This is a genomic window from Mycobacterium sp. NGS59 (assembly GCF_059812345.1).
The window spans coordinates 113691-139660 of sequence record NZ_JCALCN010000008.1 but is presented as its reverse complement, the minus strand read 5'-3'; the positions used below and the strand labels follow the sequence as shown (position 1 = coordinate 139660).

Here is a 25970-nt window from a genome sequence, read left to right as displayed (position 1 = left end):
ATGGTCAAGTCCAGGGACGTGGTGTACGACGTCGTCGTGTGATTCTTCGTCGTAGTGGTTCAGGCGGTCAGTGCCGCGGGGGTGTCCTCCTTGTCTGTCTGGGTCTCGCCGACGGTGCGTGATTTGCTCAGGACGTCCAGGCCCAGGTAGCGCCGGGACTCGGCCCATTCGTCGTGTTGTTCGGCCAGCACGGCCCCGACGAGGCGGATCAGAGCGCCTCGGTCGGGGAAGATGCCCACGACGTCGGTCCGGCGGCGGATCTCCTTATTGAGGCGCTCCTTTAACCGGCCCTCGGGGGCAGGGTCAACCGCTGTGCACGTTTGGTGTCAGTGATTGAGGCGTTGGAGGTGGTCGGTGAGGGCGTGTGCGACCCGGTCGTGGCGGGCGGCTTCGTCGGTCCAACCGCGGTTCTCGGCGTCGGATTTTAGGACTTGGATGTCGGCGAGTTGGTCGCTGAGGGCATCCCGGAATTCGGGCGCAGTGATGTAGTTGTCGCAGCTTTCGCAGATGTTGGCATACGGACAGGCGCCGGCCGCCGGGTGGCGGGCGCAGTAGCCGTGCGCGACACGGGTTTTGAGCATCTCGCTGTGTAGCCAGCCGACCTTGTCGGGCAGGATCGGTTTGCCGACCGGGGTGAGGGTGAATTGGCGGCGCATCTTGCCCATCGCGTGGTCGTAGGCGGCGCGCAGGGCGGGTGAGGCCAGGGTGGCGTAGCGCAGCGTCATCTGTGGGGTGACGTGTCCGAGTAGGGCCATCAACGCTTGCAGACTCATGCCGGCATTCGCCAGCTCGGTGGCCCAGGTGTGGCGCAGCTGATGCGGGGTGAGGACAAGCGCGCCCCCATCGGGCGCGCGTAATCCGGCGAATTGCGCGGCGGCGAGCAGCCCATTCCGCAGTCGGGCATAGCCGAGACGGCGCCCACGCTGGGTGAACAGAAAATCGGTGAGCACACCGGTGCGGGGGTGCGGCAGAGGTCGGTGCACGCCACGCAGGGTGACCCACTCGTCCAGGGCGGCGATGGTGGCCGCCGACAGCGGCACCATGCGTTCGGTGGCCAACTTGCCCAACGGCACCTTCAACCAGGTGCCAGCGGGCCCGTAGTTGATGATGCTGCCCAGTTCCAAGTCGAGCAACTCGCCGGCCCGCAGCCCAGCACCGCGCAATACGGTCAACCCAACCCGGGCGAACGGATCCTCAAGGCGAGCAATGGCGTTCATCACCGCCACATCGATGTCAGGAGCCAGGGCCCGCGGCAGCGGCTGATCCAGTTTGGGGACATCGGCGGCAAAGACCAGCCGTCGCGACGGTGCTTGCTCCCAGCCCCAGACGGTCATGTCTTCGAGCAGGTTGCGCAGACTCAGCACCGCGGACTGGGCGACCGCGGCTGACACCGTGCGCCCGGCGCCGGCTGCGGCACGTTGCCCGCGCCAGCCGCGGGTGCGGTTCCACGCCAGATAGCCCTCGACGGCGGCCCTGTCCAGCTGGCGCAGGCTGGTCAGCTGCGGGTGATGGGCGGTGAGGTATTCGGCGAACGGGAGCAGATCATTGACCAGCGATTCCACCGACTTCGGCCGCAGCACCGCCGCCCGCACCTGGACATAGCGCAGCAGGATGTCCCGGATCGGGTCGGCCATCGCCACATCGGTGAAGCGCTGCTCGATGCCACGCGCCCACGGCCGCCGCCGCGGCGCAGTGTCGAGCACGCGGGTCTCATACAACAGCTGGCGCAAGCTGGCCAACCGCGCTCGATAGGCACGCCGTGATGAGGCCGGGATGGAGCTTGTCGACAGCGCGGCGTCGAACTCGTCAATTACCCGCGTAGTGAGGTCGGCGGCCAGCCCGCCGCGCCAGGCCAGCACCACCGCTAGGCACTCGCCGAGCACGTTCTCGACCCAGGAACTGGTCCAGCCCAACCGGTTTCCCGCCCCTCGCAACCCCGCGAAACCAGCCGGATCGCGTGCCTCGACCGCGGCACCAAGTCCGGTCAGCTGCTTGACTGCGGCCAGCTCGACATCCAGCAGGATCCGGCCGACGCCGATGGCATAGCACAACAAGGGCCACGCCCGGCTCGCGCGCAGTTCGGCGGCCCGCTCGGGCGTGGGCAGTGCCATCCACAAAGTCAGATCCGGGTGACGGGACAGGAATGCCCGCGCGATACGGGTCCGATCTCGGACTGCGCGCCCACTCAACCCTAAGCCGGCGACGTGGTCGAGATAGCCGTTCAGCAGCACGTCGGCGTCGATGCAGCTGGCAATAGCGGCGGTCACCGCGGTCCTCCCGCCAACGACGCGCGAGCAGCGCCGTACTCGGCGGCGAGTTGTTCGACGGATAGGTGCACGTAACGCGCCGTTGTTTCTGGCGAGGTGTGACCCATCAACGCGCGCAATGCGAGCAGATCGATTCCCGCCGAAGCCAATTCGGTGCCGTACGTGTGACGCAGCCGGTGCGGCCGCACCCGGGCCGCGCCGGAGAGCTCCCGGTGGCGGCGGAACAGGCTGCGCAGCCCGGCCTCGCTGACCGGCGCCCCGATCGTCGGGCCGCGCAAGACCACGAAACACTGCGGCGTCGCCAGCCCCGGCGGACGCTCACACCGCAGATAGGCCGCCACCTCGGTGAAGAACGCCGCATCCACCGGCACGTGGCGTTCCTTGCCGCCTTTACCGATCACCCGCAACCGTCGTCGACCCATGTCTACATCTTCCAACAGCAGCCCGCGCACCTCCGCCGACCGCAGTCCGCCCAGCAGCATCGCCAACACCATGGCCCGATCCCGATGAGTACCCAACGAGGCAGTGAATGCGTCGATGTCGTTGGCTGGCAATGATTCCGGCAACAGCAGCGGCTGGCGCACCAACCTGCCGCCGGCACGGGCCCGCCCGGGACCCAGATGACCCAGCAGCCCGCGTTGCGAGCGACGCAGCCCCGCACCGCGCCGCGGCGAGGGCACCGGGTTGTCAGCACGCTGTCCCGTCATCTCCAGGTACCCGAAGAAGGCCCGCACCGCCGCTACCCGACGGTTCACCGTCGACGCCGCCGCCGTACGCGTCCGGTCCGCGCTGCCACGACCACCTAAGCGGCGCACGCCCTGCCAATCGATCCAGTCAAACACCAGCGGCACATCGACAGCTGCCAGCGTGACATTGTGCTCTTTAAGGAACCGCGCCAGGTTCACCACATCGAATGCATAGGCACGCACCGTGGCCGGGCTGAAGCCTCGCCCGCTCAGGTGAGCCAGGAACGCATTCGCAGGATCAACCCCGTCCCAGTCACCATCGATCCGATACCCGCCATCGACCTCGCTGACCCGCACCGCCATCGCTGTCTCCCGCCCTTCTCAGTCAGGGGCCCTGTTCTGAGCAGCATCCACCCGCTCCGGGGAATCGGTTCGGATCTCACGCCGCTACCCGGCTCGTGTCCGCTGAGAGCCGGTTAACGGATAGGGGATTGTTCGACCAGATCTGGCGCCAGATCTGTTTGGGGAACGCGGTGAACGCCAGCAGATCCGCGCGGGCGGCTTCCAGGTGTTCGGCGACCTTGGGCAGCTTGTCGGCTAGGGCGTCGATGATCCGATCATATTGGGCTCCAACGGATTCAGTGTCAGGTTGGTCGAACACCGAATGCAATAGTGTCCGCACCCACGGCCACGACGTCTTGGGCGTGATGGCCATCAGATTCGTTGTGTAGTGCGTTCGGCAGCGCTGCCAGGCCGCCCCGGGCAGGGTGGCCCCGATCGCGGCGACCAGACCGGCATGGGCGTCGCTGGTGACCAGTTTGACCCCGGACAGCCCGCGCGCGGTCAACGACCGCCAAAACGTCAGCCAGCCCGCCCCGTCCTCGGCGGTGGACACATCGATGCCCAGGATCTCCCGATAGCCGTCGGCGTTCACCGCAGTGGCGATCAGGGCGTGCACGTTGACCACCCGACCCTGCTCGCGCACCTTGAGCACCAGGGCGTCGGCGGCCACGAAGGTGTACGGGCCGGCATCGAGTGGCCGGGTGCGAAACGCCTCCACGGCGGCGTCGAGTTCCTTGGCCATCACGCTGACTTGCGACTTCGACAGCGACGTGATGCCGAGGGTCTCGACGAGCTTGTCCATCCGACGCGTCGACACCCCCAGCAGATAGCAGGTCGCCACCACGGTGGTCAGGGCCCGCTCGGCGCGTTTGCGGCGTTCCAGCAGCCAGTCCGGGAAGTACGAGCCCTGCCGCAGCTTGGGGATCGCAAGATCCAAACTGCCTGCGCGGGTGTCGAATTGGCGGTGTCGGTAGCCGTTGCGGGAATTGGTGCGCTCGGCGCTGCGCTCGCCATATCCGGCACCGCACAGCGCATCGGCCTCGGCACCCATCAGGGTATGGATGAACGTGGCCAGCAGCTCACGCAGCACATCGGGGTGGGCGGTGGTGAGTCGTTCGGCGAGCACAGTGGGCAGGTCGATATTGTGGGCAGTGGTCATCGCGTCGATTCCTTTGCTCGAGTGACTTTTGCGGGTCTCTCGAAGAATCACGCGATGACCTTCAATCATTCGGCTACGACACGCCGGTACCGCTCATCAGGTCCGACTCGTACACCACTCTGCTGGACGCAACCCTGTAAATCCGTCGCGAAAGCTTCACAGGTTCGAATCCTGTAGCTGCCACCACAGCGTCAGAGGGTGTTCTCTCCGATGCAATGGACTTGCGGATGCGCGTCGTCCGCAGCGCACTGAGCGGCCGCAACACCTGCTGGCACGGGCCGTGGAAGACTCGCCAGATGCCCGAGCAACAAGACCAGCTGTTTGCCATTCTGGCCGAAATGGGCTTCCGTCCCGCGTCGAAGCCGTCAAATCTCCGGCTCGACACGCTGCCTTCAGCGGCCCGGGCGGCAATCGTGGAACTGTACCGCGAACTCGGAGGCGTCCATCCCGAACCGCGCCTGGCGCCGGGCTCGTGGGATTCCTGTTACGAATCTGACCTGATTGTCGAATTTGACGAGAGCCAGCACTTCAATCGCTACCGCGCGACGACCCTCGGTCCCGACTGGGCAGCAGATTTGCCGTGGCGACACGACTACCTCAGCTATTGCGATCAGTTCGAAGGGGACTGTCTGAAGTCGCGGGGATGGGGCGGCTATTGGAGCAACGACTCGACAGAGCGGATGTTCGGTACGGCCGGCTCTCCGCGCGAGCTCGCCGGCGCAGGCTCCCCTCGGTGGAAGCAGAGGGCGCTGTATGACGCGATGCGTGACATTGCTGCCGCCGAAGGAATCGTCCGTCTCGCGCGGCTTGCCGTCTACGACACCGTCGGAGGCACCACACTCGGGCACATACTCTCGCGCCCTTCGCCGGTGGACGGTGCTGCGCTCAGAGCGCTCTTGGAATTGCGAACCATCTCCGGTTGATTTGAAAGCACGTGGAACGGCTGACGCTACTTTCTGTCGCCTATAGGTTGTAATTTTCACCTGTCTCTGCGGGGGAGTGAATCGACATATGGCCCAGACGAATGCCAACCTGATCTGGAAGATCGCCGACCTGTTACGTGGGCCGTATCAGCCCAACCAGTACGGCGACGTGATCTTGCCATTCACGATCCTGCGTCGCCTGGACTGCATCTTGTTGCCGACCAAGGACGAGGTGCTCGCCGAGTACAAGAAGATCCAAGCGACCAAGGTCGATCCTGGTGTGTTCTTGAAGGCCAAGTTCAAGCTGCCGTTCTTCAACACCTCGAAGTGGAGTTTCGCCTCTTTGATCGGCGATCCGGAGGGTGTGGCGGACAACCTGATCGATTACATCGAGAACTTCTCCCCGAACGTGCGCGACGTGTTCGACGGGTACAAGATGCTCGACGAGATCGCCAGCCTAGCCAAGTCTGACCGGCTCTACCTGATCGTAAAGGCTTTTGCTGCCGTCGATCTGCATCCAAAGGTCGTCACACAACACGATATGGGCTACATCTTCGAGGAACTGATCCGCAAGTTCGCCGAATCCAATTCCACACAGGCTGGCGATCACTTCACCCCTCGCGAAGTAATCGCTTTGATGGTCGACATCCTGTTCTCCACCCAGGACGACGTGCTCACCAAACCTGGTGTTGTTAGAACGATCTACGACCCTGCGGCAGGCACTGGCGGGATGCTCTCCACTGCCTTTGATCACCTTGTCGAGATGAATCCCAAAGCGAGTCCGGTGCTGTACGGGCAGGACATCAATCCGCGTTCCTACGCACTGTGCAAATCCGACATGATCATCAAGGGTCAGGATGTTGACAACATCTACCTCGGTGACACGCTCACCGACGACGGCTTTCGCACAGAGCATTTTGACTTTCTGCTGTCCAACCCGCCGTTCGGGGTGGCTTGGAACACTCAACAGAAGAAGGTCACCGACGAACACGAACAACGTGGCTTCGCAGGACGTTTCGGTCCCGGCCTGCCCCGCGTCTCCGACGGTTCACTGCTGTTCCTGATGCATCTGATCTCCAAGATGCGGCCAGCCAAGAATGGCGAGGGTGGCAGCCGGCTCGCCATCGTCCTCAACGGGTCACCGCTATTCACTGGCGGTGCCGGTTCCGGGGAGTCCAACATCCGGCAATGGATTATCGAGAACGACCTGCTCGACGCGATCATCGCGCTGCCGACCGACATGTTCTACAACACCGGAATCTCCACCTACATCTGGATCCTGGACAACAACAAGACCGTCAAACGTAGAGGCAAAGTGCAGCTCATCAATGCCGTCGACATGTACGGCAAGATGAAGAAGTCTCTTGGCTCCAAACGAAAAGAACTGCGGCAGGAGGACATCGAGCGGATATGCCGCCTGTATGAAAGCTTCCGCAACGAGCACGGCTCCGACGTACACGAAGCCCACTCGAAAGTCTTCAAGGGTAAGGAGTTCGGCTACTCCACCATCACCGTCGAACGCCCTCTGCAACTGCGGTTCACCCCGACCGAGGACAAGATCGAAGAAGTTTTTGCGCAGAAGAGTATCGACAAGCTCAAGGACGGCGACAAAGCGGCATTGCGAAAAGCGCTCAGTTCGCTGACGGGATGGGAATGGAAGGACCGCGACGAGTTCGTCGCCGAACTCAAAGATGCACTGCGCAAGGCCGGACTGACGAAACCGCCTGCGCCGCTTGTCAAGACAATCTGGACGACCGCCGGCGAGCACGACGACGACGCCGTAATCGTCACCGACGCTAAAGGCAACCCCGAACCGAATCCCGCGTTGCGTGACACCGAGAATGTTCCGTTGACTGAGGATATCGAGGAGTATTTCGCCCGCGAAGTTCTCCCCCACGTCCCGGACGCCTACATCGACCACGACAAGACCAAAGTCGGCTACGAGATCCCCTTCACCCGCCACTTCTACCGCTACCTACCGCCCAGGCCCCTTGAGGAGATTCAAAAAGACCTTCGGGTCCTCGTCAGTGAGATTCAGACCATGCTTGCTGAGGTCGGAGCATGAAGCTTCGATACTGCTATCAAGAGGTCGACACACGCCTTAGAAATAGCGCGCCACCGACCTTGCTCTCAGTTTCGCAGTATCGCGGCGTAGTGCCCAGGAGCGCTCTCACCGATGATCAACCACGTGCCGACAATTTCGAGAAATACAAAGTGTGCTGCCAGGGCGATCTTGTGCTTAACAGATTCAACGCCTACAGAGGATCGCTCGGTTTGGCGAGAGAGGGCGGGATCGTCAGCCCAGACTATTTGGTGTTGCGGCCAACGGCGGAGTGGAGCGGCATATTCCTTGAATACCTGCTTCGGTCAGACCCGCTGTCTAACGCGATGAAGCGCGGCATGGGCGGCATCGGCGGATCAGACCCCGATTCATCTGGCTTTGCGCGGATCGACACCCGAGACCTCGGACGTTTCGAACTCAATTTCGCCCCTGAGCTGGAAGAGCAACATGCAATTACACGATATCTGGACCGCGAGACCGCCAAGATCGATTCGCTCATCGCCAAGCAGGAGCAGCTCATCGCCACCCTGCGCGAGGACCGCGCCGCCACCATCAACCAAGCCGTCACCAATGGTCTAGACCCGGCTGCGCCGAAGCAAGACGTAGGCATTGAGGGACTTGACTCTATCCCTCTGGGGTGGTCTGTGAGGCCGTTCCTGCGGTGTGTAAATGGTCGAGTCGACTATCGAGGGGCGACCCCGAAGAAGGTCGACGGCGGTGTAGTCCTGGTGACTGCGCGAAATGTGCGACCTGGCTGGATCGACTACGACATCTCCGAGGAGTACGTGTCTGCCGAGGAGTACGACGAGATCATGCGTCGGGGCCTCCCAGAGATCGATGACCTACTTTTTACGATGGAAGCCCCACTAGGTAACGCCGCGCTAGTGGATCGGATAGATATTGCGTTGGCTCAGAGGATTATTAAGTTTCGCCCTGATCGCCAACTGGTGCTGCCCCGGTTTCTTCTGTACTCAGTCATGTGCGAATGGTTCCAATCTCAGCTTGTCGCCCGGGCGACGGGTTCGACAGCACTGGGGCTGAAGGCCAGCAAGCTGCCAGAGCTGCGCATAGCGCTGCCGGATCTAAGAGAGCAATCCCTCATAGTTGAGTTTCTCGAAGAGCGGTGCACGAAGATCGATGAGTTGACTGCGAAGGCCGCCCAAGTGATCGACACTTTGCGCGAGTACCGTTCGGCTCTGATCACCGATGCAGTGACGGGCAAGATCGACGTGCGCGGGGCGGCGTAGCGATGGCCCAGCAGCATCACGAGTCGTCATTCGAGGTCGAGATCTGCGAATACCTCGCCGAACACGGCTGGCTGTACTCGCCAACCGATGCGGGTTACGACCGTGAGCTGGCGTTGTTTCCGGAAGACGTGTTCGGTTGGCTGGCAGACACCCAACCGGAACAGTTGGCCAAGCGGGTCAAGCCGGGACTATCCGGAGCAGCATTGGGCAAGGCGAGGGCCGGGGTGTTGGCGACTCTGGTGAAGCAGCTGGGCGCTGATCCAAAGGTGAACGGCGGGACATTGTCGGTGTTGCGCCGTGGGTTCAAGGACCTCAACGCACAGTTTGCGATGTGTCAGTTCCGGCCCAACACCACTTTGAATGAGACTACCGAGAAGCGTTACCGCGCAGTCCGTTTGCGGGTGATGCGCCAAGTTCACTACTCGACACAGAACGCCAACAGCATCGATCTGGTGTTCTTCGTCAACGGCATCCCGGTTGCCACCGCCGAACTGAAGACTGACCTCAGCGTCCAGAACGTCACGGACGCAGTGCTGCAGTACAAGCATCACCGGCTACCCAAAGGGGAACCGTTGCTGCAGTTCGGTTCTCGCGCCGTGGTGCACTTCGCGGTGTCGAACTCCGAAGTGCAGATGACCACCAAGCTCGCCGGCAAGGACACCGTCTTTCTACCGTTCAACCGAGGCGATCACGGTCATGCCGGAAACCCGGCCAACCCGCACGGCTCGCCAACGGCCTATCTGTGGCAGCAGATCCTCGAGCGTGACACCTGGCTCGACATCCTCGGACGGTTTCTGCATTTGCAGATCGACGAGAAGATCGACCCGATCACCAACAAGAAAGTCCGCTCTCAAAGGATGCTGTTTCCCCGCTACCACCAGTGGGACGTCGTGTCCCGTCTGGTCAACGACGCGCGCGTTAAGGGGCCGGGGCAGCGTTACCTGATTCAGCACTCCGCCGGCTCAGGCAAGACCAACTCTATTTCGTGGCTGGCGCATAGACTTTCGGTGCTGCACGACGACAGCAACAAACCGGTATTCGACTCCGTCATCGTGATCACCGACCGAAACGTCCTTGATGCGCAGTTGCAAGAGGCGATCCGCCAGATCGACCGCACCCCAGGGGTAGTCGCCCATATCGCCGGGCTGGGCGGCGCCAAATCTCAGGAGCTGGCTGAGGCGTTGACCGGTGGCACGAAGATCATCATTGTCACCATTCAGACCTTCCCCTACGCCCTGCAACTGATCCAGGAGCAAGCCGACCTCAAAGGCAAGAGCTTCGCGATCATCGCCGACGAGGCCCACTCCTCCCAGGCGGGCGAGGCCTCTAAACGGCTCAAGGCTGCGCTCTCGGCAAGCGAACTCGAAGACCTGGAAGACGGCGGGGCCGTCGACGCTGAAGATGTGCTGGCCGATGAGATGGCCGCCCGCGCCGAATCAAAGAACCTGTCGTTCTTCGCCTTTACTGCCACCCCCAAGGCCAAAACCTTGGAGTTGTTCGGCCACAAATCGAGCATCGACAGCAAACCGCACCCCTTTCACCTGTACTCAATGCAGCAGGCCATCGATGAGGGCTTCATCCTCGACGTACTGCGCAACTACACCCCCTACAAGACGGCATTTCGGCTCACGCACCACGGGCAGACCTTCGAGACTGAAGACACCGCCGCATCAGGCACCGTTCAGGTCTCGGCTGAATCCGCCTGTGAATTGGTGGACAAGAGTGCGGCGATCAAGTCGGTGATGAACTGGGTCAAGCTGCACCCCACCAACATCAGTCAGAAGGTCGCGATCATCGTCGAGCACTTCCGCGACAACGTAGCGTGGCGGCTCGACGGCAAGGCCAAGGCCATGGTGGTCACCTCCTCGCGCAAGGCAGCAGTGCGCTACAAGCTGGCCTTCGACAAATACATTGCCGAGCGCAGCTACACCAATATTGCGGCATTGGTGGCCTTCTCCGGGGAGGTCACTGATCTCGACTCGGGGCTGGAGAAGGTCACCGAGACCAGCATGAATCCGGGACTCAAGGGTCGCGATCTACGCGATGCGTTCGCCACCGACGAGTACCAGGTGATGTTGGTGGCCAACAAGTTTCAGACCGGATTCGATCAACCGCTGCTGGTCGCGATGTACGTCGACAAACGCTTAGCAGGGGTGGCGGCGGTCCAGACCTTGTCGAGACTCAACCGGACTGCACCGGGGAAGGATCAGACCTTCGTCCTGGACTTCGCGAACACCGCCGAGGACATTGTGGAGGCATTCGAGCCCTACTACGCTGCTACCACCCTGGCCGATGTTACCGACCCCAATATCGTGCACCAGACGGTCAACAAGCTTGATACTGCAGGGATTTACAAAGAGTCCGAGGTCAACGGTCTGGTCGCGGATTACCTCAAATACGCCCAGCAGCCTGGTAAAGGCCATGAGGCACTGAACAAGTGGGTCCAGCCGGCGCGAGACGTGTTCCGGGACCGGGAACGCCGAGCTCGCGATCACGGCGACAGCCTGGCTTTGGAAGAGTTGGACATCTTTCGCAAGGACATCGGCACGTTCCTGCGCCAGTACGACTTCCTGTCTCAGATCGTCAACTACGAAGACCCCTCGATCGAGAAACTCTCGATCTACCTACGGCACCTCGCGCCCGTGATCGCCGGCGAGCAGCTTCATCATGAGATCGACCTGTCCGGCGTCGACTTCGATTACCTAGCCCAGCACGCCGGGAGTTCCACCGACGGAAAGCTGTCCGGTGGTGTGATGCTCGAACCGGCGAAAGCCGGGGGGACCGGGATGGCCCACGATCCCGAACTAGTCGCCCTGGAACAGGTCATCGCCCAGATCAATGACCTGTTCTCTGGAGACCACCCCGACTCCAGCGTCCGCAACGTCGTTACTCACATCAAGGACCGGCTCGAAGAAAGCGAAATCCTGCAACAGCAGGCCCAGAACAACACGCTGGCCCAGTTTTCGGTCAGCCCGGACCTGAAGAACGAGTTCGTCAGCGCCGTGATAGGCGCGATGGCCTCCTCCGAGGACTTGTCCACGCAGATCCTGGGCAATCCCGAGCTGTCGTCGAAACTGCTCGGCGAACTTGTGCCCATCATCTATCAGGGGTTGAAGCCGACGGCATGACAGGCTCCTCGCCCGCAGCCTTGTTGCTGCGCAGTAGTTCTCAGTGGAGTGTGGCGATCCAGAATTTGAGCGACCTCAACCGCGCTCATGGTGCGGAAGCCCAAACGAAGGCGCTTGACTTCGTCACGAAGTATGAGAACTCGCGAGGTGCAATGATTGTCGACGTGGTTGCGTCGAGGCAACGTCGGTATACGACGCGGGTGCACGACATCGTGGCAGACTGGAAAGCGCATAACGCCGAGCACACCATCGCGTGGCTAGCCGCCCACCCTCTGCAACGAGACAAGTACGGTCTTTCCGAGGACGAAGTTGCGACGATTCACGAAGTGGCAAACAGGCTCTGCGCCTTTGCCTCCCAGGAGGGGCTGACTACCGCAGACCAAGAAGGCCAACTATGTCGGGTTTGGGCTGAGCGTTACGGAGCATTCGAGCATGCGCCCAAGCTCGACCCCGTAGTCGGTTCGGTCAAGGGTATCGGCGTCGCGCTCTTCGCCTATGCCCGGATGCGTTCAGGTGCCGATGCCATCAAGCCCGACACGCGCGTCGTGAAAGCACTGCGCTCACTTGGATTCTCGGTACCCGAAGATCCGCACGCGGTGCTCCTGGTGGCCCGAGCTGCTGCCGACGACATAGATGTATCACGACTTGTTCTCGACCAACTGTTGTGGTGGCAAGACAACGAGGACGTCCCAGTCTTTTCCCGACAAACCGTCACGGAAGGTCTTAAATGATGGCTGCGATCCCGCTGAGGAGCTTGATCGGCGACCTTGAACCAACCGAGTGCAAATTGCACTGCGCGGTGTGGAACGGTGAAGACCACCCCATTGACGTGTTGACTCGCTCATGGGACGAGTGGGTCAATTGGAGCCAATGGCGGCCAGCTCGCGACGAGTTCAACCGGCGATACATCTTCGCGATGGCACGAAGCCGAAATGACCCATCGCACTGGCTTTTTGGCGGTGTCTTCGAGGTACTGAAACGTCGCAACACTCCAAATGCCTATTCGTACGAGATCGCTCTTCGAGAGGATCTATTGAGTCCATTCATCAAGCGTCTATGGGTGCAGTTCCGCCCACCAGGGCGTGCCATCCGACTGAACCTGGAGACTCACCTGGACAACATCGAAGTAGTATCCATTCTCCGTCTTCCCTACGCAGGGGAGCCTTTTCCAGGCCATGACAGGATCAACCATCCGCTCGGAATATTGGAAACCGCAGTCACCCAAGATTGGAATGACTGGCGCGGTGCGCTTCAGTACATGAAGGGCGTGTACGTCATCCACGACCAGGAGACCGGCCAGGCTTACGTCGGCTCTGCCTGCGCCGACACCGGGATTTGGTCGCGGCTGCGTCAGTATGTCGATAGCCTGCACGGCAACAATGCCGCGCTTCGCGAGTTGGTAGGCCAGAAAGGGCCCGACTACGCGCGCAAGAATCTTCACTTCGCTCTTCTCGAGTTTTGGTCGATGCGAACCGACGACAATGAGGTGCTGGCCCGGGAGAGATATTGGAAAGACGTCCTGCTCTCGCGCAAGTTCGGCTTCAATAGGAACTAACGTCGTGCTGCAATGCCAGGTGTCCGATATTAGGGGTGTTTCTCGCGCGCTGATTAAGAACGAGGAAGGACTGAGTGCCGTGGCAGGCAAGCCAATCTCACATGGGCTGGGGTTCGGGAACGGAGGCTTGATTGAGCACCCTGACGGGACGGTCGAGTATCGGCAGACGGGGAAGCTGTTGCCTGCCTTCAGAGTGCGGGTGCGTGATGTGGCGGGGTTCTCGGTTCGAAGGGTGACTCGGGACGATAAGAAGCGCCTGAAGGCGTCGAGTTTGCAGGAGGTGCTGACCGTGCAGGGATCTGGCACCACCCTCGCGGAGGTCGCGATCAACTATGGAACGGCTCAGAAAATCGAGGACTGGTTCCGCGCCCACCCAGATTTCGGACCCGCTCTGCAACCGCACGAGTCACGGCTTCCACCGCACCAGGCACCGACATCCGTCGCTGACGAGCTGATGAAACTTGTTCAGCTCAAGGATGCTGGCGTGCTCACGCTGCAGGAATTTGAAGCGCAGAAAGCAAAGCTTCTTGGTTGAACGGGATGATCACGGAGCCGGTTCGGGTACAGCCGTTCCGGTCCCGGACATGGATCGTGGCGACTGGGAACAGATTTTGGACAGGTGGCACCGTGGCTGAGAACGAGGACCGCCTCGCAGCGCTTCGGATGCTGCCGATGCTGGCCAAGTCGCAGCGCTTCGCATCGGAGCGTGCGCAGACGCAGGATCGGGCCGAGTTCGCTGTGGTTTGCCTTCCCACCGACCGGTACTGGGACGTTGTCGAGAAGACCCGCCGCTACCCCGGCTGGGTGATCGTTTTTGTGGTGACGCTGCCGCCGGGCGGCAGTGGTGAGGCGAACGTCGATATTCGTGAGTTCTTCCCGAGGCAGTCGCAGTCGGGTGATATCGCCGCTGCAATGGATCTGACCATTGGGCAAGCGATGGCGATGTTTGCGCAGGCAGAGGCGGCGGGGATCGACCTACTCGAGCGGGACAGTCCGGTTGCCGGCTCACACGCGCGGCAGCGTCCCGCCGCGCGTGTGTAGACGATTATTTGGCGCCTCTGGATAGTCGCGCTTACCACTTCAGACGTATTCGCATCTCAAGCACTGTTCGGCAATTCCGTCGCGAAGTTCGAATCCTGTACCTGCCACCACAGCACCGTCCGCGCGTGACGCCGGCGAACACCCCTACGCTGGTGTCGTGTTGCTCTTCTTCGGCTACGGCATCAAGCAGAAGTACGTTGGCGCTGGCCAAGTCCGGGACTGCCCGCGCTGCCACAACACCACGCAGTGGTCGCGGATGCGGGAGTACAAGCAGATCAGTCTGTTCTTCATACCGGTCGCGCGCTGGAACCGTCAGGAGTTCGAGCTCTGCGGCATCTGCGGTGCCGCGGTCGCCGGCTGAGCGAAAAGTCACACCCGCGACGTGAGGACCCCCGCCCGCCGGGTCAGATAGTCGATCTGCCGATGGATCGAGTACAGCACCAGCGGGGGCAGCACGATGAACGGAATGTTCTCGGCGATGAACTTGAACCCGAGCCCCCACGCGCCCTGGCCGATGTGGCTGAAACCGGCGCCCACTTCGGCCAGGAAGTAGACGGCGGTGCTGCTCATCAGCACCGCACACCCGGCGAAGGCGACCCACAGGCAGCGGATCCGCGACTCGTCCGGCAGGTTCGACCGGATCAGGCGGGTCCACATGACGAACACGGTGGTCCCAGTGATGACCCCGACCACCTCGAGGGCGAAGATCCACGGATTCCCGCTGACGTAGCGGGTGTCGGCCAGTCCGTACTGCCACCACAACCACTTCCAGCCGGGATCGGTGGTGGGTGCCCAGAGTCCGAACGGATGCCCGAGCAGGAACACCAGTTCGTAGCCGATCTGGCTGCCCGCGGTGTAGGGCAGATAGAACAGGGTCAGCTCGGTCGCCTTGTCCAGCCCGGACCGATTCTCTCCCGGCGCGGTCCACAACAGGACCAGCGGCAGTAGCAGCACCGGGACGCCGAAGATCAGATTCACGACGACATCCACGGTGAAGCTGGGCGGGATGATTCCGGTGCCGACACCTACGGTCACCAACAGGAATACGGCGAAGGTGAAAAAGGCTGTGGCTTTGTAGATTCGGAGTCGATGGGGAGCCCACGGCTGGGCGAAGTCGGGTTCGCGTTGGTCGACCGTCGTCACGTCACTGTGCACGCTGCGTCCTCCGTCGCCGGTAAGTATCAACTACTTGTGATAGCGCGGAGCATACCCGTGGCGCGGCTGAGTTCGGAAGATGCGCACTCAGTTATCGAAGGTCTCGATCCGCACGCAACTGCGAACGGACGGCCTTGACAGTGAGCACAATCCCGACCAGTGCAATAGCGGCGAACAGCAAACAAAGCGCCATGTTCGTCGCTTCTCCTTGCAGGCACGTGCCTCCGCGACTGCCGCTGCCGCAGGCGTAGGCGCGGTTGGCCTCGTCGTACGCCAGCCACTTGTAGCCGAAGAAGGCGGAAATTGCGATGAATGCGGCGATCCCCACCGTGGCAAGCACCGCGTTCAGCCACAGTCCGGCTCTGGTCATGGCACACGCTAACCCGTCAGCGGCGAAACCGTTTGCCGACCAGCTTGGCGAACTCCACCGCCGAACGGCGAACCGACGCGAATTCCAGCGACACCAACAACGTGTCCACCATCGCGAACGGCAACGTCGTGACGACGGCACCTCGGCCGTATTCGATGTGCCACGAGCCGGGGTGGATCGTGAGGCCCCGGGCATGGCCTTTTTCCAGGCAGGTGTGCTCACCCGGAAGCAACGTCATAGCAGCCGTGTCGTCGGACTCCACGTCGTAGGAGTCGATCCGGCCGGCGATCAGGAACTTGTGGATCTGCACACGCTTGTAGCGACCCGAAAAGCCTTGCGTGCCAGTGGGAGTGCCGAAGATGACAATGTACTCGCGGGGACTGAAGTACAGGAAGCGGACCTTGCCCAGGATGCCGCCCGCCTTGCTGGCCACCCACCGCCCGGGGGCGGGGTCGACGAGGTCGGGGTATTCGTCGGCCAATAGCCGGATCGCCTGGGCGATCAGTTCGTCGCCCTCCAATCGCAGGCCGACGACCTGCTTGGCGACCTTGCCCAACACGTCCGGATCGATCCGGTAGGAGGTCATCAGCGAACTCTAGCCGCCACTTCTCACGGCACCTGGTTCGGCTTGTGGGTGAGGTCGTCGAACTTGACGCTGACGCGCTGAAAGCCTTTGACGCGTTCGGCTTTCGCCTTCCTGGTGTAGGTCTTGCGGTCGGCTGTCGTCAGCTCGGCGTCGTCGGTGAACGGGGTGAGCAAGGCACGTGGATGCAGTTTCTCGACCAGTACGACGTTGAGCTCGGCGCACAACACCAACGTCGAGGACACCAGGAACAGGAAGGCCAGCATCCCGAGGACCAGCGCGAAGACGCTGTTGGTCGCACTCGATGTCTTGACGACGTGCCCGATGTATCCCGCGCCGAACCATTGCAGGATCTGCCAAATGAACGCCGCCGCAACAGCTCCCGGCCACACCTGCCGGTAGGTGAGTTCTCGCGCGGTGGTCAGCCGGAACGCCACCAAGCAGATCCCCGCGTTGACGGCCACCGCGGCGACGACCACCCCGAACTTTCCCACGATCCCCAACGAGTCGGTCAAGTGGCCGATCCCGGAGAGGACGGTGGTGGCAATCACCGCCGAACCCAGCACCAACAACAGCATCAGGCTGTGACTGCGGGAGCGGAACGCGTCGCGACGCTGGTGCCGGGGTACCGCCCACACCGAGTCCATCGCGTTCTGCACGGCCTGGCCTACGCCCAGACCGCCGTACAGTGCGCCCACGACGCCGATGATCACCGCGGCCGGTCCGCCGCTGAGTCCTTCAGGTTGCTGCAGCTGACTGCCGATGACCGGGAACTGGCTCAGGGTGCTCTGCAGGACATGAGCCTGTAGGTCAGGTCTGCCCCGGAGCAGCACACCGAGTCCGGTGGTCAACAGCAGCAGCATCGGGAACAGCGATACGAACGCGTAATAGGTGATCAGCGCGGCCAGGTAGCTGCCCTGATCGTCGACATACTTGTAGACGACGGCGACGGCCAAACCCACGCCGCGGTTACGTCGCTGCAGCCTGTCCAGCCAGCCGACCATCGCCGCTCACTTCTGTCCCCGTCGTCGTCCCCATCCCAGGGCTGCCCGGGTAAATACCCCGAATAGGCGGTCGCCAACCGAGCCGGCCTCGCTAGGGACTCCGCCAGACGAAGGCGTCGACGGGATGCTCGCGGCCCCGGGTTTCCGATCGCGGCAACGGTTTCACCCGAGATAGCAACCACGCCGACGATCACGCGCGGCCGGCGGGTGGCACATGGGGCGATTGCCTCAAGAAAGGCAACGGTTTTCGTAGATCCGTCAGTGGATGCGGGCGCTGCCGCCCAGGCCGACCTCCAGCACGCTGCCCGTCACGACCCCGCGGTCGGTGACCAGATAGAGCACCCCGTGGCTGACATCCTCGGCTTCGATCCAGGGCTGCGGTATCGGGTTGGCCTTCATCATGCGGCGCACCAATTCGTCGGGAACGCTTTCATCACCTTCGGGCTGCACCATCGGCGTGCGGGTCGTGGTCGGACAGATGACGTTGACCGTGATGCCGTCCTTGGCCACCTCGAGCGCCACCGATTTGGCGAGCCCGATGATGCCCCACTTGGTGGCGTTGTAGGCCGCCAAATCCGGGATGCCCATCCGGCCGCCCATCGACGAGGTCACCACGATCCTGCCGAATTGCTGGCGGCGCATCACTGGGATCGCCGCCCGCAGCGTGTGGAAGACGCCGGTCAGGTTGGTGTCGACCAGCTGCTGCCAGATGAGATCGCTGACCTGGTCCAACGGCCCGGTACTGACCACCCCGGCATTGGCCACGACGATGTCCAGGCTGCCCAGGTCGGTGACGGTCTGCGCGATGGCCGCCTCGACCTGCGCCGGGTCACGCACGTCGACGGTCAACGGCAGACAGCGCCCGCCCAGCTCCTCAACCAGCTTGGCCGTCACCCGCAGGTCGTCCTCGGTCCCAAGGGGGTAGGTCAGGTCCTGCATCGGCGCGGGCGCGTCGGCCGCGACGATGTCGGCGCCTTCGGCGGCCAGTGCCAGCGCGTGTGCGCGCCCCTGACCGCGAGCTCCTCCGGTGATCAGCGCGACGCGTCCGTCCAAGGCACCCATGGACGACGACGTTAACCGTTGCCCTCGAACCGGTTGCGGCGGGGCGTAGTTCAGCGTGGGGGCTTGGCCTTGGGCGGGTTGGGCTTGGGGATGCACACGCCTCGGACGCACCCCAGGACACCGCGGGGGCGTTGCGGTGCTGCCGCCGGTGGCTGCGGGGCGCATCCTTGGTCGCTGCAAGGCAATTCGTCGGGATCGTTGCCCACAAAGTGCATCTGGCTCAGGGCCGACGGCGCGGCTTGGACCGTTGGGGCGTCCCCCAGCGTCACCGCACCCGCCAACAGCACGCCTGCCGTCAGCATCTTCACAGCGGTCATCTTCATCGGTCCCCGACCCGTGTTACGTCCGGGTTACGACGCTACTCCGCGGCGCCCGCTTCGGGAACGTTCGGATGCGGCGCGAATTTAAGTCGCCAGGGTCCCAGCGCCGCGCCCGGGCTTAGGCTGAACGGATGGGTTCCGGGGAGCAGCGCGCCGGAGTCGATCTGAGCAATCTGGACCAGCCGCTGAGTCCCGACGCCGGCGCCACCAAGCGCGACCTGGTGGACTATCTGGACGCCGTAGCCGATCGGATGTTGCCCGGTCTCGTCGACCGCCCGCTCACCGTGCTGAGGGTGCTGCGCGGGCGGGCGCCGTTCATGCAGAAGAACGTCCCCAAGTACACCCCGGACTGGGTGCGGACGGTAGGCATCTGGGCGGAGGCTTCGCACCGCGAGGTGCGCTATCCGGTTTGCGACGACCGGCGCACCCTGCTGTGGCTGGCCAATCAGCGCGCCGTCGAGTATCACCCGGCCCTGGGGTTGGCCGACGACATCTACCGGCCCACCCACCTGGTGCTCGATCTCGACCCGCCCGAATCGGGAGGCTTCGCCGCAGTGGTTCAGGTCGCCCACCTGGTGCGCCGGGCCCTCGCCGACTGCGGCCTGGCCGGGTCGGTCAAGACCAGTGGCGCCAAGGGCTTACACGTCTTCGTACCCATCGACGACCACGCACCCGTCGACGACGTCGCGGCGGCGACCCGCGCGCTGGCCGCTCGTGCGGAGGCGCTCGATCCCGACACGGCGACAACGGCTTTCATCGTGGAGGACCGTGCCGGCAAGGTGTTCGTCGACGCGACCCGCGCCGGCGGAGCCACCGTCGCGGCCGCCTACAGCCCACGGCTACGACCCGGTACGCCGGTGTCGTTTCCGTTGGACTGGTCGGAACTGGATCGGGTGAGCCCCGCCGACTTCACCCTTCACACAGCTGTCGATGCCCTGTCCGGGCGCGCCTCGTGGGCCGAGTCGATGCCCGCGCCGCAGCGCCTGCCCAGTGATTTGATCGAGCAGGGCCGCACAATTCCAGTGGCACGCGTGGCCGCCATGCATGAAGGAAAGCGACGCGCCCGGGCACGACGAGCCCACGAGAACTGAGGAGCAGCGCGAGTTGTCTACGTTCAAGCGGTACCTGGTGATTCAGGGAATGATGTTCGTCTTCGGCATCGTCGGACCGATCTTTCTGCTCATGTTCTTCGCCTCGCCACCGGATCCGGCGCTGCGGTGGGCGTTCTGGTTCGGGCTGGTCATCACCTACGCCGACATCATCATCGCGCTGGCGCTGACCAAGGGAACCGTCGCCGGTGACAAGATGCTCAAGCGCGTTCAAAGCAAGCGCGATCGGGGCATCAGCCTCGACAAGTCCGCGTCGTCTGACTGACCGTCGTCAGAACCAGGGGCCCGGATAGCGGCCGTCGGCGTCGCGCACCAGCAGAATCTCGCGGCACTCACCGCTGGGCGGCGCGACGGTTTCGCCCTGGCACACCAGCGTCCAGCCGACTATGCGGCCGAACGGCCGGCCCGACCACGTGGACGCCACCGGATCGGTACCGGGCAACGCGAACACCGCATAGGTGTTTCCGGCGTTGGTCACGTACAGGTGGTCGCCGAAGAAAGCCAGTTTGGAAATCGGCGGCGTCCTGGCTTCGTCCCGGCTCTTCAGCCAATCCCAATGCTGGGTACGCAGATTCCACACGCCGTACCCGAATGACGAAGTGTCCGAACCTCGGCCGTCGACGAACAGTTTGCCGTCGGACAGCGTCGCGGTCAGTCCGGCACCGGGCAGGCGGTCGGTGTCGCCGATTTTAATGGGCGACCTGGAAGTGAGGTCGAAGAACATGGTCGACTGGACCGGCGGACTGTGCGAATCCCAGCGGGTGAGCTGTACGAGTTTGTCTGTGCCGTCGGACAATTCGCTGTCGACGCTGGCGATGTCGTTGTCCTGGAAGATGGGTTCCCCGGTGGGCAGCCGCAATTCGAAGCCCGTCGTGCTGCCGGGCACAGTGCTGCGCGGGAAGGCCAGGACGTCCTGCCAGACACGACCGGGCTGCGGGTCGTCCCACAACGTCGACAGATCGGTATTCGACAGGATCACGGTTCTCGGTGGTGACGCAGCACCGCGCGCGTCGGCGAAAGCGTTGACCCACGCCACACCCGGAGTGGTTGGCGCCAAACGCCATTCCTTGGCCGACGCCAGTTTGAGCGCCGGGTTCGGCGGTTGCAGTTCCTTGGTCGCCAACGGCTGGCTCGACTTCAGGTCGAACACATAGCCGGTGGTCTTGGCGACTTCGGGTTGGGTGCCGTTGGCGGGTTTGACGGTCGCGACGACGTAGACGACTTTCATGTCGCTCTCGATGTTCGACAGCGCGCACATTGCGCCGGTGACGGTTTCGCCCGCGGCGACGGTCGGCACCGCCGGCATTATCAATTCGGCGGTCTTGGTATCGAGGACTTTCGGCCGGATGTCCTCGAGAGCGGATTTGCTGAGCGTGAATTCGGTGGGGCAACCGAAATAAACCGTGCCGCCATAGGTCTTCCAGTCCTTGGCGAGCGGACTGATATGCGGCGGGGGCGGCGCGACGGTGTTCGCGGCCGCCTTCGAGGTCGGTGCGGTGGTGGTCGCGGACTGGGTCGCCGGTGGTGACACGGTCGCTGAAGTGGAGCAAGATGCGGTGGCCAGGCAGGCAATGGCCGCGACCAACGCACGTATGCGCTCGGACGCGAACAACCTGTTCGGCACCTTCATCAGCGTTCCCCCCGTTGAGTGCTGGGTTCTTTGAGCCTAGGGCCGTCGGCGGTGCGGGGCGAATCGGACCATTTGCGGTGCACGGCTTGCGGTCTTACGAGTTTGCACGGATGTTTTGCTGTGATAGCGCACGCCTGATGCAAGGGCGGACCTGGTAGACCAACAGTCATGACTGGTCTTGCCGAAGAGACGCGCTGGATGGACGCCACGGACCAGGCGGCGCTGGTCGCCGCCGGCGAGGTGACGCCGCGCGAGCTGCTGGACGCGGCAATCGAACGGATCGAGCTGTCCAACCCTGCGCTGAACGCGGTGGTGATCGAGTGGTTCGAGCATGCCCGGTCGGTGGCGGCCGAACCGTCGCTGCCCGACGGTCCGTTTCGCGGGGTGCCGTTTCTGCTCAAAGACCTCTACACCAGCTTTGCGGGTCAGAGGTTGTCCAACGGCAATGTGGCGCTGAAAGAGGCGGGCAAGCTCGACACCGCCGACACCACATTGGTCTCCCGGTTCAAGGCGGCCGGACTGGTGATCGCCGGGCGGACGAACAGTCCCGAGATGGGGAGCCTGCCCACCACCCAGCCGCTGGCATGGGGCCCGACCCGCAATCCGTGGGCGCTGGATCGCACCCCGGGCGGGTCGAGTGGCGGTGCCACGGCGGCGGTGGCGGCGGGGATGGTCCCGTTCGCCAACGCATCCGACGGCGGCGGCAGCATCCGCATTCCGGCGTCGTGCTGCGGACTGGTGGGGCTCAAGCCGAGTCAGGGGCGGATCACGGTCGGCCCGCGGCGGGCCGAGGTGGGCCTGGGGGTGGAACTGGGTGTCAGCCGTACGGTGCGTGACACGGCGGGTTTGCTCGATGCGGTGTGCGGTCCCGGAGTCGGTGACAGCGTGATCGCACCCGCACCGCAGCGGCCCTACGTCGAGGAGCTGGGCGCCGACCCGGGCAGCTTGCGGATCGGGTTGCTCGATGTTCATCCGCGCGGTGGGTTCCTGCACCCGGATTGTGTTGCGGCGGTGCGCACTTCGGCGTCGTTGCTGGAGGAGTTGGGGCACATTGTCGAACCGGCGTGGCCGTCGTGTCTTGCCGACAGCACGTTGCAACAGAAGTTCATGGCACTCTGGGCGACGCAGATGGCCATGGCGGCGCGCGGGTTCGCCGCGACGCTGGGCCGGGAGGTCACCGCTGCGGATATCGAGCCGGTGAACTGGGTCCTGATCGAACGGGCGCAGCAGGTGACCGCCGTCGACTACGCGGTTGCGCAGGATGCGGTGTACGCGTTTCGGCGCGCGTTGCAGCAGTGGTGGGCCGACGGCTGGGATCTGTTGCTCACTCCTACGGTGGCCGAGCCGCCTCCGGCGCTGACAGAATTCGACAACGACCCGGCCCACCCGACGGCTCCGATGCGCCGCGGGGGTGAATTCGCCGCATTCACCCCGCCGTTCAACATGAGCGGGCAGCCGGCGATCAGCCTCCCGCTGTACCGCAACGCCGACGGGCTGCCGATCGGTGTCCAACTTGCCGCGGCCTACGGGCGGGAGGATGTGCTGATTCGCGTTGCCGCGCAACTGGAGTCGGCTCATCCCTGGTCTTCGCACCGGCCCGCCGTGCCGTGACGCAAAGGACGCGCGGCCAGGGTCGGTAACTACCGGCTTTCGAACGAGATCGGCAGACTGACGGGCCCGCTCAGGCTCACCATCGGCTTCCACGGTGCGGGGCCGGTGATGCGCGGATTCTTGATGCGACGAGTGAGCACGGTGAGCGCTTCGGCGAGTTCGCGCCGGGCCAAGTTCGCGCCCAAGCAGTAGTGGATGCCGCCACCGAAGGTCAGGATGGCCGGAGCACCGTCCCGGGTGATGTCGACATGCTCCGGATTTTCATAGACCGCCGGGTCGCGGTTGGCCGCAGCGGTATTCACCAGGATCATGGTGCCGGCGGGGAACCGGTAGCCGTCGATCTCGGCATCCTGCGTCACGAGGCGAAGGGTTCCGCAGGCGATCGGGGAGTGACGCATTGTCTCCTCGACGGCATGCATGGCCAGTTCGGGACGTTCGGTCAGCAAGTCCCACTGTTCCGGATGCGCACAGAGCACCTGGACGCAGGCGGCCAGTTGATTGCGGGTGGTGTCGGTACCGGCCAGCAACAGACCCCCGGCCAGCATGCGCAGCTCGGCGGACGCGAGGCGGTCCCCGTCGTCCTCGGCGCGGATCAGGTCGGAAAGCAGGTCGTCGGTCAGGCTGTGTCGGCGACGGGCCACCATCTCGTCGACGTACCGGTCGAGTTCGGCCCATGCGCGCATCACGGCCGGTTCGATTTCGCGGACACCCGCTATGAAGCTGAATGCCTTGAAGATCTCATCGGCCCAGAACGAAAATTGTTGCCAGTCTTCGCGGGGCGCGCCCAGCAGAGCGCAGATGACCGGCACGGGATACGGCCGCGCGAGGTCGGTGACCACGTCACTGCTGCCCCGCTGCACCACCCGATCGACCAGGCTGTCCATCGTCGACACCATCGTGTCGTGCAGGCGCGAAGTCGCTCTCGGCGTGAACGCCTTCGACGTCAGGCTGCGCAGCCGATGGTGTGCAGCGCCATCCAGGCACAACAAGCTGTTGGTCACCTTGTCCCACAGCGGCCCCGAAGTGATGCCTTGCACAACGAGATTCAGGCCGGGTGGGATCTGAAATCGCGGATCGCGCAGCACCGAGCGGACCAGGTGATAGGAGAGCACCTCGGGACCGAAAGGGCCCAGCGCAATCGGCGCCTGGCGCTGCGCGGTCCGGATGCGCGGGTAGACATCGGCGGGGATCTCGGTGGCCTCGTAGGCCAGGGTCGGCAGATCGGCCTCGAAAACGCTTGGCGCAGCGGTGCCCACGGTCATAGCGGTCTCCTCGAGTTCGAACTGCAGGTGCCCGCCGACTGAACGCGAATCCGCCGGCACACCGCCGCGCGGACAACATCTCCAACAAGGTATGGCCGATAGTGGGCACTGTCAACGACATCATGGCGGGTGGCTGGCCCGATCGTCCGCGCGGCATACAGAATGTGAACAACGTATGGTCTAGAACCGGTCGACGGTATTGACCGGGTCGAAGCGCGCCGTCGTGGGCCTGTCCGGCCAGGTGTAACCGGGGTGGGACTAGTGTCGCCGGTGTGGACTTCGAGCTCGACGACGAGCAGCGCGCCTGGCTGGCCGAGGTGCGTGAGTTCCTTCGGCAGAACGTCACTGCGGCGTTGCGCGCCGAGCTGGCCGAGCATGACCTCGAGTTTCGCGGCGGCGAGTTGTCGGCATTCCGTCGCAAGATCGGCGAGCGCGGCTGGTTCGGCCTGAACTGGCCGCGCGAGTACGGCGGACTCGGGCTCACCGCCATGCATCAGCACCTGTTGATGAGCGAATTCGAATACTGGGGCGTGCCGGGGCCCGACCTGACCGTCACCTCGGTCGCACCGATGATCATGCGCCACGGCACCGAACAGAACAAGACCGAGTTCCTGCCGCCGATCGCACGGGGCGAGATCATCTGCGCCGTCGGCTATTCCGAGCCCAACGCCGGCACCGACCTCGCCGCTCTGAAAACCCGCGCGGTACGCGTCGGCGACGAATGGGTGATCAACGGATCCAAGATCTGGAACAGCGGGGCTCAACGCTGCACCCACGAATGGTTGTGCGTGCGAACCGATCCCGATGCACCGCGACATCGCGGCATCTCGGTGATCATGGTGCCCATCGACGCGGCCGGCATCGAAATCCACCCGCTGTACGCATGGTCGGGCTACCGCACCAACGAGACGTTCTTCCACGACGTGCGAGTGCCGGTCACCAACCTGATCGGTGAGGTCGACAAGGGTTGGACCTACATCACCGGGGCATTGGACTTGGAGCGCGGGGCGCTGACCAATGCCGGAGATCTGCGCCGCGCCCTCGACGACTTGATCACGCTGGCGGTGCGACCACTTCGCGACGGGACGGTGCCCGCCCACGACCCGGCCTTCCGTCGCCGTCTCGCTGCGGCGGAGGCCGATGTCGAAGTTGCCAAGCTGATGGGCTACGAGGCGGCCTCGCTGCTCGACTCCGGTGCCATCCCCACCGTCGAGGTCAGCGTCGAGAAGATCTTCACCAGCGAATTGCGCCAGCGCATAGCGGATTTGGCGATCGACCTACTGGGACCCGACGGGCTGCTCGCGCATCGCAGTACCGCCGCACCGCTCGACGGCTTCTTCGAGCGTCTGTACCGGGTGTCGCCGCTGATGCGGTTCGGTGGCGGCACCAACGAGGTGTTGCGCGATGTGATCGCCCAGTGGGGATACCGCCTGCCCTCCTACGGCCGGTGATCG

General features: G+C 63.6%; 23 protein-coding genes and 2 pseudogenes. 13 read left to right on the top strand and 12 right to left on the bottom strand.

All coding sequences use genetic code 11. The features are described from left to right. Positions 1–59: 59 nt before the first annotated feature. The 4 genes and pseudogenes from AC5Y46_RS11995 to AC5Y46_RS11980 form a co-directional block, all read right to left on the bottom strand. A pseudogene (locus AC5Y46_RS11995) lies at positions 60–278 on the bottom strand (transposase); the annotation flags it as partial. 48 nt (positions 279–326) lie between these two features. Beyond that, entirely contained in the window at positions 327–2267 is a 1941-nt protein-coding gene (locus tag AC5Y46_RS11990) for a tyrosine-type recombinase/integrase (protein ID WP_499991196.1), read from the bottom strand. Continuing rightward, positions 2264–3316 carry a tyrosine-type recombinase/integrase gene (locus tag AC5Y46_RS11985; protein WP_499991194.1) on the bottom strand — a complete coding sequence of 351 codons (1053 nt, stop codon included), beginning with the start codon at positions 3314–3316 and terminating at the stop codon, positions 2264–2266. Before AC5Y46_RS11985 ends, AC5Y46_RS11990 begins: the two co-directional genes overlap by 4 nt. A gap of 124 nt (positions 3317–3440) precedes the next feature. Next, positions 3441–4454: pseudogene (locus AC5Y46_RS11980) on the bottom strand (IS256 family transposase); the annotation flags it as partial. Between the two features lie 215 nt (positions 4455–4669). Here AC5Y46_RS11980 and AC5Y46_RS11975 point away from each other — a divergent pair. From AC5Y46_RS11975 to AC5Y46_RS11935, 9 genes are all read left to right on the top strand, one after another. Further along, positions 4670–5377, top strand: a complete 708-nt coding sequence (locus AC5Y46_RS11975) for a DUF7255 family protein (RefSeq protein WP_499991193.1) — start codon at positions 4670–4672, stop codon at positions 5375–5377. 88 nt (positions 5378–5465) lie between these two features. Further along, positions 5466–7442, top strand: coding sequence for an N-6 DNA methylase (locus tag AC5Y46_RS11970; RefSeq protein WP_499991192.1), 1977 nt, complete (start codon positions 5466–5468; stop codon positions 7440–7442). Then, a complete protein-coding gene (locus AC5Y46_RS11965; RefSeq protein WP_499991191.1) occupies positions 7439–8686 on the top strand; it encodes a restriction endonuclease subunit S in 1248 nt (415 codons plus the stop codon). The genes AC5Y46_RS11970 and AC5Y46_RS11965 overlap by 4 nt, the downstream gene beginning before the upstream one ends. A gap of 2 nt (positions 8687–8688) precedes the next feature. Continuing rightward, entirely contained in the window at positions 8689–11814 is a 3126-nt protein-coding gene (locus AC5Y46_RS11960) for a type I restriction endonuclease subunit R (RefSeq protein WP_499991189.1), read from the top strand. Further along, entirely contained in the window at positions 11811–12545 is a 735-nt protein-coding gene (locus tag AC5Y46_RS11955; protein ID WP_499991188.1) for a hypothetical protein, read from the top strand. Before AC5Y46_RS11960 ends, AC5Y46_RS11955 begins: the two co-directional genes overlap by 4 nt. Next, complete coding sequence (locus AC5Y46_RS11950) at positions 12545–13369, top strand: GIY-YIG nuclease family protein (protein ID WP_499991187.1); 825 nt, start codon at positions 12545–12547, stop codon at positions 13367–13369. Before AC5Y46_RS11955 ends, AC5Y46_RS11950 begins: the two co-directional genes overlap by 1 nt. A gap of 79 nt (positions 13370–13448) precedes the next feature. Continuing rightward, complete coding sequence (locus AC5Y46_RS11945) at positions 13449–13904, top strand: SHOCT domain-containing protein (RefSeq protein ID WP_499991186.1); 456 nt, start codon at positions 13449–13451, stop codon at positions 13902–13904. A gap of 92 nt (positions 13905–13996) precedes the next feature. Continuing rightward, positions 13997–14410, top strand: coding sequence for a hypothetical protein (locus AC5Y46_RS11940; RefSeq protein WP_499991185.1), 414 nt, complete (start codon positions 13997–13999; stop codon positions 14408–14410). 157 nt (positions 14411–14567) lie between these two features. Further along, a complete protein-coding gene (locus tag AC5Y46_RS11935) occupies positions 14568–14771 on the top strand; it encodes a zinc-ribbon domain-containing protein (RefSeq protein ID WP_499991183.1) in 204 nt (67 codons plus the stop codon). An 8-nt stretch (positions 14772–14779) separates the two neighbouring features. Here AC5Y46_RS11935 and AC5Y46_RS11930 read toward each other — a convergent pair whose 3' ends face one another. The 6 genes from AC5Y46_RS11930 to AC5Y46_RS11905 form a co-directional block, all read right to left on the bottom strand. Beyond that, positions 14780–15565, bottom strand: a complete 786-nt coding sequence (locus AC5Y46_RS11930; protein ID WP_499991182.1) for an emopamil-binding protein — start codon at positions 15563–15565, stop codon at positions 14780–14782. Between the two features lie 91 nt (positions 15566–15656). Further along, positions 15657–15935: a hypothetical protein gene (locus tag AC5Y46_RS11925; protein ID WP_499991181.1), complete on the bottom strand. Its 279-nt coding sequence runs from the start codon at positions 15933–15935 to the stop codon at positions 15657–15659. Positions 15936–15951: 16 nt separating this feature from the next. Beyond that, a complete protein-coding gene (locus AC5Y46_RS11920) occupies positions 15952–16521 on the bottom strand; it encodes an isomerase (RefSeq protein ID WP_499991180.1) in 570 nt (189 codons plus the stop codon). Positions 16522–16544: 23 nt separating this feature from the next. Then, complete coding sequence (locus AC5Y46_RS11915; RefSeq protein ID WP_499944329.1) at positions 16545–17522, bottom strand: YihY/virulence factor BrkB family protein; 978 nt, start codon at positions 17520–17522, stop codon at positions 16545–16547. A gap of 258 nt (positions 17523–17780) precedes the next feature. Further along, positions 17781–18584 (bottom strand): mycofactocin-coupled SDR family oxidoreductase, encoded by an 804-nt coding sequence (locus tag AC5Y46_RS11910; RefSeq protein WP_499944330.1) that lies wholly within the window; start codon positions 18582–18584, stop codon positions 17781–17783. A gap of 50 nt (positions 18585–18634) precedes the next feature. After that, positions 18635–18901: a hypothetical protein gene (locus AC5Y46_RS11905; protein WP_499944331.1), complete on the bottom strand. Its 267-nt coding sequence runs from the start codon at positions 18899–18901 to the stop codon at positions 18635–18637. Between the two features lie 134 nt (positions 18902–19035). Here AC5Y46_RS11905 and ligD point away from each other — a divergent pair, with 134 nt between their 5' ends. Together ligD and AC5Y46_RS11895 are read left to right on the top strand one after the other, a co-directional pair. Next, on the top strand, positions 19036–19995 hold the full coding sequence (gene ligD / locus AC5Y46_RS11900) for a non-homologous end-joining DNA ligase (protein WP_499944332.1): 960 nt from the start codon (positions 19036–19038) through the stop codon (positions 19993–19995). A gap of 13 nt (positions 19996–20008) precedes the next feature. Beyond that, complete coding sequence (locus AC5Y46_RS11895) at positions 20009–20278, top strand: hypothetical protein (RefSeq protein ID WP_499944333.1); 270 nt, start codon at positions 20009–20011, stop codon at positions 20276–20278. A 6-nt stretch (positions 20279–20284) separates the two neighbouring features. Here the strand turns inward: AC5Y46_RS11895 and AC5Y46_RS11890 are convergent, their stop codons facing one another. After that, positions 20285–21643 (bottom strand): hypothetical protein, encoded by a 1359-nt coding sequence (locus AC5Y46_RS11890; RefSeq protein WP_499944334.1) that lies wholly within the window; start codon positions 21641–21643, stop codon positions 20285–20287. 168 nt (positions 21644–21811) lie between these two features. Between AC5Y46_RS11890 and AC5Y46_RS11885 the strand changes: the two genes are divergently transcribed. After that, positions 21812–23254 carry an amidase gene (locus AC5Y46_RS11885; protein ID WP_499944335.1) on the top strand — a complete coding sequence of 481 codons (1443 nt, stop codon included), beginning with the start codon at positions 21812–21814 and terminating at the stop codon, positions 23252–23254. A gap of 29 nt (positions 23255–23283) precedes the next feature. Here the strand turns inward: AC5Y46_RS11885 and AC5Y46_RS11880 are convergent, their stop codons facing one another. After that, the gene (locus tag AC5Y46_RS11880; protein WP_499944336.1) at positions 23284–24516 is read right to left on the bottom strand and encodes a cytochrome P450; all 1233 of its coding nucleotides are present in this window, start codon (positions 24514–24516) and stop codon (positions 23284–23286) included. Between the two features lie 272 nt (positions 24517–24788). On the opposite strand from AC5Y46_RS11880, the gene AC5Y46_RS11875 reads away from it, so the two are divergent. Then, positions 24789–25967, top strand: coding sequence for an acyl-CoA dehydrogenase family protein (locus tag AC5Y46_RS11875; protein WP_499944337.1), 1179 nt, complete (start codon positions 24789–24791; stop codon positions 25965–25967). Positions 25968–25970 lie beyond the last annotated feature (3 nt).

What these genes read in the sequence shown, in the direction of transcription:
- AC5Y46_RS11975 (WP_499991193.1), top strand. Translation starts at nt 4,670, where the DNA reads ATGGACTTGCGGATGCGCGTCGTCCGCAGCGCACTGAGCGGCCGCAAC.
- AC5Y46_RS11905 (WP_499944331.1), bottom strand. Translation starts at nt 18,901, where the DNA reads ATGACCGCTGTGAAGATGCTGACGGCAGGCGTGCTGTTGGCGGGTGCG.
- AC5Y46_RS11985 (WP_499991194.1), bottom strand. Translation starts at nt 3,316, where the DNA reads ATGGCGGTGCGGGTCAGCGAGGTCGATGGCGGGTATCGGATCGATGGT.
- ligD (WP_499944332.1), top strand. Translation starts at nt 19,036, where the DNA reads ATGGGTTCCGGGGAGCAGCGCGCCGGAGTCGATCTGAGCAATCTGGAC.
- AC5Y46_RS11960 (WP_499991189.1), top strand. Translation starts at nt 8,689, where the DNA reads ATGGCCCAGCAGCATCACGAGTCGTCATTCGAGGTCGAGATCTGCGAA.
- AC5Y46_RS11915 (WP_499944329.1), bottom strand. Translation starts at nt 17,522, where the DNA reads ATGGTCGGCTGGCTGGACAGGCTGCAGCGACGTAACCGCGGCGTGGGT.
- AC5Y46_RS11955 (WP_499991188.1), top strand. Translation starts at nt 11,811, where the DNA reads ATGACAGGCTCCTCGCCCGCAGCCTTGTTGCTGCGCAGTAGTTCTCAG.
- AC5Y46_RS11885 (WP_499944335.1), top strand. Translation starts at nt 21,812, where the DNA reads ATGACTGGTCTTGCCGAAGAGACGCGCTGGATGGACGCCACGGACCAG.
- AC5Y46_RS11880 (WP_499944336.1), bottom strand. Translation starts at nt 24,516, where the DNA reads ATGACCGTGGGCACCGCTGCGCCAAGCGTTTTCGAGGCCGATCTGCCG.
- AC5Y46_RS11950 (WP_499991187.1), top strand. Translation starts at nt 12,545, where the DNA reads ATGGCTGCGATCCCGCTGAGGAGCTTGATCGGCGACCTTGAACCAACC.
- AC5Y46_RS11925 (WP_499991181.1), bottom strand. Translation starts at nt 15,935, where the DNA reads ATGACCAGAGCCGGACTGTGGCTGAACGCGGTGCTTGCCACGGTGGGG.
- AC5Y46_RS11910 (WP_499944330.1), bottom strand. Translation starts at nt 18,584, where the DNA reads ATGGGTGCCTTGGACGGACGCGTCGCGCTGATCACCGGAGGAGCTCGC.
- AC5Y46_RS11920 (WP_499991180.1), bottom strand. Translation starts at nt 16,521, where the DNA reads ATGACCTCCTACCGGATCGATCCGGACGTGTTGGGCAAGGTCGCCAAG.
- AC5Y46_RS11965 (WP_499991191.1), top strand. Translation starts at nt 7,439, where the DNA reads ATGAAGCTTCGATACTGCTATCAAGAGGTCGACACACGCCTTAGAAAT.
- AC5Y46_RS11890 (WP_499944334.1), bottom strand. Translation starts at nt 21,643, where the DNA reads ATGAAGGTGCCGAACAGGTTGTTCGCGTCCGAGCGCATACGTGCGTTG.
- AC5Y46_RS11970 (WP_499991192.1), top strand. Translation starts at nt 5,466, where the DNA reads ATGGCCCAGACGAATGCCAACCTGATCTGGAAGATCGCCGACCTGTTA.